This is a genomic window from Frankia sp. BMG5.23 (genome assembly GCF_000685765.2).
Taxonomy (GTDB): domain Bacteria; phylum Actinomycetota; class Actinomycetes; order Frankiales; family Frankiaceae; genus Frankia; species Frankia casuarinae.
This window is the reverse complement of sequence record NZ_JDWE01000122.1, coordinates 1-3,752: the sequence shown is the minus strand read 5'-3', so window position 1 is coordinate 3,752 and position 3,752 is coordinate 1. Positions and strand designations below refer to the sequence as shown.

Genomic DNA, 3,752 nt, shown 5'->3' with positions numbered 1-3,752 from the left:
TGTGTTGGATCGGTTTTTGCAGCCGGTGCCGCCGGGGGTGACGGGTGAGTTGTATGTGGCGGGTGTGGGGTTGGCGCGTGGGTATTTTGGCCGGCCTGGGTTGACGGGGGAGCGGTTTGTGGCGTGTCCGTTTTCCGGGTCTGGGGAGCGGATGTATCGGACGGGGGATTTGGGGCGGTGGACGGGGGAGGGGCAGTTGGTGTTCGCCGGTCGGGCGGACGCGCAGGTCAAGATCCGTGGTTTTCGGATCGAACCGGGTGAGGTGGAGGCGGTGCTGGTCATGCACCCGGGCGTCAGCCAGGGCGCGGTCATCGCGCGCGCGGACCAGCCGGGGCAGAAACGGTTGGTCGCCTATGTCGTCGCCTCCGACGGGGAGACGCTCGACACCGTCCAGATCCGCGACTTCGTGGCGGGCCTGCTGCCCGACCACATGATCCCTTCAGCCGTGGTCGTGCTCGACGCGCTGCCGCTGACCGCCAACGGCAAGGTCGACCGTGCCGCCCTGCCCGCCCCCGACTTCGCCGGCCTGGTGACCGGCCGGGAGCCGCGCACCTCGGTCGAGGAATCGCTGTGCACCCTGTTCGCCGAGGTGCTGCGCCTGGAGCGGGTCGGGGCCGACGACGACTTTTTCGACCTCGGCGGTGACTCCCTGCTGGCCATGCAGCTGATCGCACGGATCAGGAACCTGCTGCGGACGGCGCTGACCATCGGCGAGCTGATGGCCGAGCCGACACCCGCCGGGGTCGCCACGCTGGTGCGGGCCGGCGGCGACCCGGCGGCCGACGAGCCGGTGCTCGCGCCCGTGCAACGGCCCGAGGCGGTGCCGCTGTCGTTCGGCCAGGCCCGGATGTGGTTCCTCAACCGGCTCGAGGACGGCGAGGCGCTCTACAACATCCCGGTGCAGCTGCGGCTGCGCGGCGACCTGGACCGGACCGCGCTGTGGGCCGCGCTCGGCGACGTGGTCACACGGCACGAGAGCCTGCGGACGGTGTTCCCCGACCCCGACGGCATCCCGCGGCAGCAGATCCTGACCGCTGAGGCCGCACGCCCCACGCCTGTGGTCGTACCGACCGACGAGGACGAGCTGCCCAGCCGGCTGACGGCCGAGGCCACCCGGGGCTTCGACGTGAGCCGCGACCTGCCGGTACGGGCCACGCTGTTCGCCGTGCCCGACGGCAGCCACGTGCTGTCACTCGTCGTCCATCACATCGCCGCGGACGGCTGGTCGATGGGGGTGTTCGCCCGGGATCTGGCCACGGCCTACGCGGCGCGGCGGAACGGGCAGGCCCCGCCGTGGGCGCCGCTGCCCGTGCAGTACGCCGACTACTCCATCTGGCAGCGCGAGGTCGCGGCCGGCGAGGACCGGTCGGACGCGCACCTGGCGTACTGGCGGCAGGCGCTGGCCGACCTGCCCGCCGAGCTGAACCTGCCGGTGGACCGGCCCCGCCCCGCCCTGCCCGGCTTCCAGGCCGGATCCGTGCCCATCCGGCTCGGCGCGCGGACACACGCCCGCCTGGCCGACGTGGCCAGGGGCCAGGCTGCGACGCTGTTCATGGCGGTGCAGGCGGCCGTAGCGCTGTTGCTGTCCAAGCTGGGCGCGGGCAGCGACATCCCGCTGGGCACGGCAGTGGCCGGCCAGGGGAACGCCGCGCTGGACGACCTGATCGGTTTCTTCATCAACACCCTCGTCCTGCGCACCGATGTCGGCGGTGACCCGACCTTCGTCGAACTCGTTGGCCGGGTCCGCGAGGGCGACCTGGCCGCCTTCGCCCACCAGGACGTGCCCTTCGAGCAGCTGGTCGAGGAATTTCACCCGGCCCGATCCCTGGCCCGCCACCCGCTGTTCCAGGTGATGCTCGGCTTCCGGAGCACCCCGCAGCGGGAGTGGCACCTGGCCGGTCTCGACACCCAGGTGATGCCGTCGCAGGCCGCCACCGCCAAGTTCGACTTGTCCTTCGACCTCGCCGAGTACCGCGATGAGGCGGGCGCGGCGGCGGGCATCGACGGGGAACTGCACTACTCGGCCGACCTGTTCGACCGGCGGACGGCCGAGGACCTCGTCGTACGGCTGGTCCGGGTGGTTGAGGCGGTCGCGGACGACCCGCACCTGCGGGTCAGCCAGGTCGACGTGCTGGACGACGCGGAGCGGGCCAGGATCGTCGGCGAGTGGAACGACACCGGCGTACCCCTCGGCCACACCAGGCTCACCGCGGCGTTCGATGCCCAGGTGGCCGCCCGCCCGGACGCGGTGGCGGTGGCGGCAGGAGATGTGCGGCTGTCGTACGCGCGGCTGGCGCAGGCCGCGGACCGGGTCGCGCACAGGTTGGCGGTGGCGGGCGTACAGCCGGGTGACCTGGTCGGCGTGGCGCTGGAGCGCTCGGCCGAGCTGGTGGCGGTGCTCATCGGGGTGCTCAGGGCGGGCGCGGCCTACGTGCCGGTCGACCTGGAGTGGCCTTCGGCCCGGGTGGCGCAGGTGCTGGCCGGGACCGGTGTGGTGGTGGCCTCGGCGGGGTTCGCCGCGCCGCCGGGCGTGGGCGTGGTGCCGGTGGGCGACTGGGTGCTGTCCGGGCCGCCGCTGACGCCGCCGTACGTCGTGGCAGGCCACGGCGACCTAGCGTACGTGATGTATACCTCGGGATCGACGGGCGTACCGAAGGGCGTGGCGGTGACGCACGCCGGGGTCGTCTCCCTGGCCGCCGACCGGCACTGGTCCGGCGGGGCTGATCAGCGCGTGCTGTTCCACGCCCCGCACGCCTTCGACGCCTCGACATGGGAGCTGTGGGTGCCGCTGCTGGCGGGCGGCCAGGTCGTGATCGCCCCGCCGGGACCGCTGGATGCCGCCGGGCTGGCCGAGTTGATCTCCGGTGCCGGGCTGACGGCCGTGCACGTGACCGCCGGTCTGCTCGCGGCGCTGGCCGAGGAGGACCCCGGCTGTTTCGCCGGGCTGCCCGAGCTGCTGACCGGCGGGGACGTGGTCAGCGCCACCGCCGTCGCTCGCGTCGCGGCCGCGTGCCCGGACACCGTCGTGCGGCACCTGTACGGCCCGACCGAGATCACCATGTGCGCGACCGTGTTCGACATCCGGCCGGGGGAGGAGGTCCCCGGGCCGCTGCCGATCGGGCATCCGCTGGACAACACCCGGACCTATGTGCTGGATGATCTGCTGCAGCCGGTGCCGCCGGGGGTGGTCGGTGAGCTTTATCTTGCGGGTCCGGGGCTGGCTCGTGGTTACTGGGCTCGTGCGGGGTTGACCGGTGAGCGGTTTGTGGCGTGTCCGTTTTCCGGGTCTGGGGAGCGGATGTACCGGTCGGGGGATCTGGTTCGGTGGACTGCTGCTGGTGAGTTGGTGTTTGTGGGGCGGGCGGACACGCAGCTTAAGATTCGTGGGTTTCGGGTTGAGGTGGGTGAGGTTGAGGCGGTTTTGGCGGTGTTTCCGGGGGTGACTCGGGTGGTGGTGGTGGCTCGGGAGGATCGGCCGGGTCACAGGTATCTGGTGGGTTATGTGGTGCCGGGGGATGTTGATGGTCGTGCGGTGCGGGAGTTCGCGGCGGAGCGGTTGCCGGAGTATCTGGTTCCGGCGGGGGTTGTTGCGTTGCCGGCGTTGCCGGTGACGCCTAATGGCAAGCTTGATCGTGGGGCGTTGCCGGCGCCGGATTTCGGTGGGTTGGTGACTGGGGGGGCGCCGCGTACCGCGGTCGAGGAGGTGTTGTGTTCGTTGTTTGCGGAGGTGTTGCGGCTTGATCGGGTGGGGG

Annotated in this window: 1 protein-coding gene; it reads left to right on the top strand. The window is 71.9% G+C overall.

Annotated features, from left to right (window positions below; all coding sequences use genetic code 11):
* Window positions 1–199: 199 nt before the first annotated feature.
* The coding region (locus tag BMG523DRAFT_RS21870) for an amino acid adenylation domain-containing protein (RefSeq protein ID WP_235463380.1) at window positions 200–3,752 on the top strand (3,553 nt) is incomplete at its 3' end.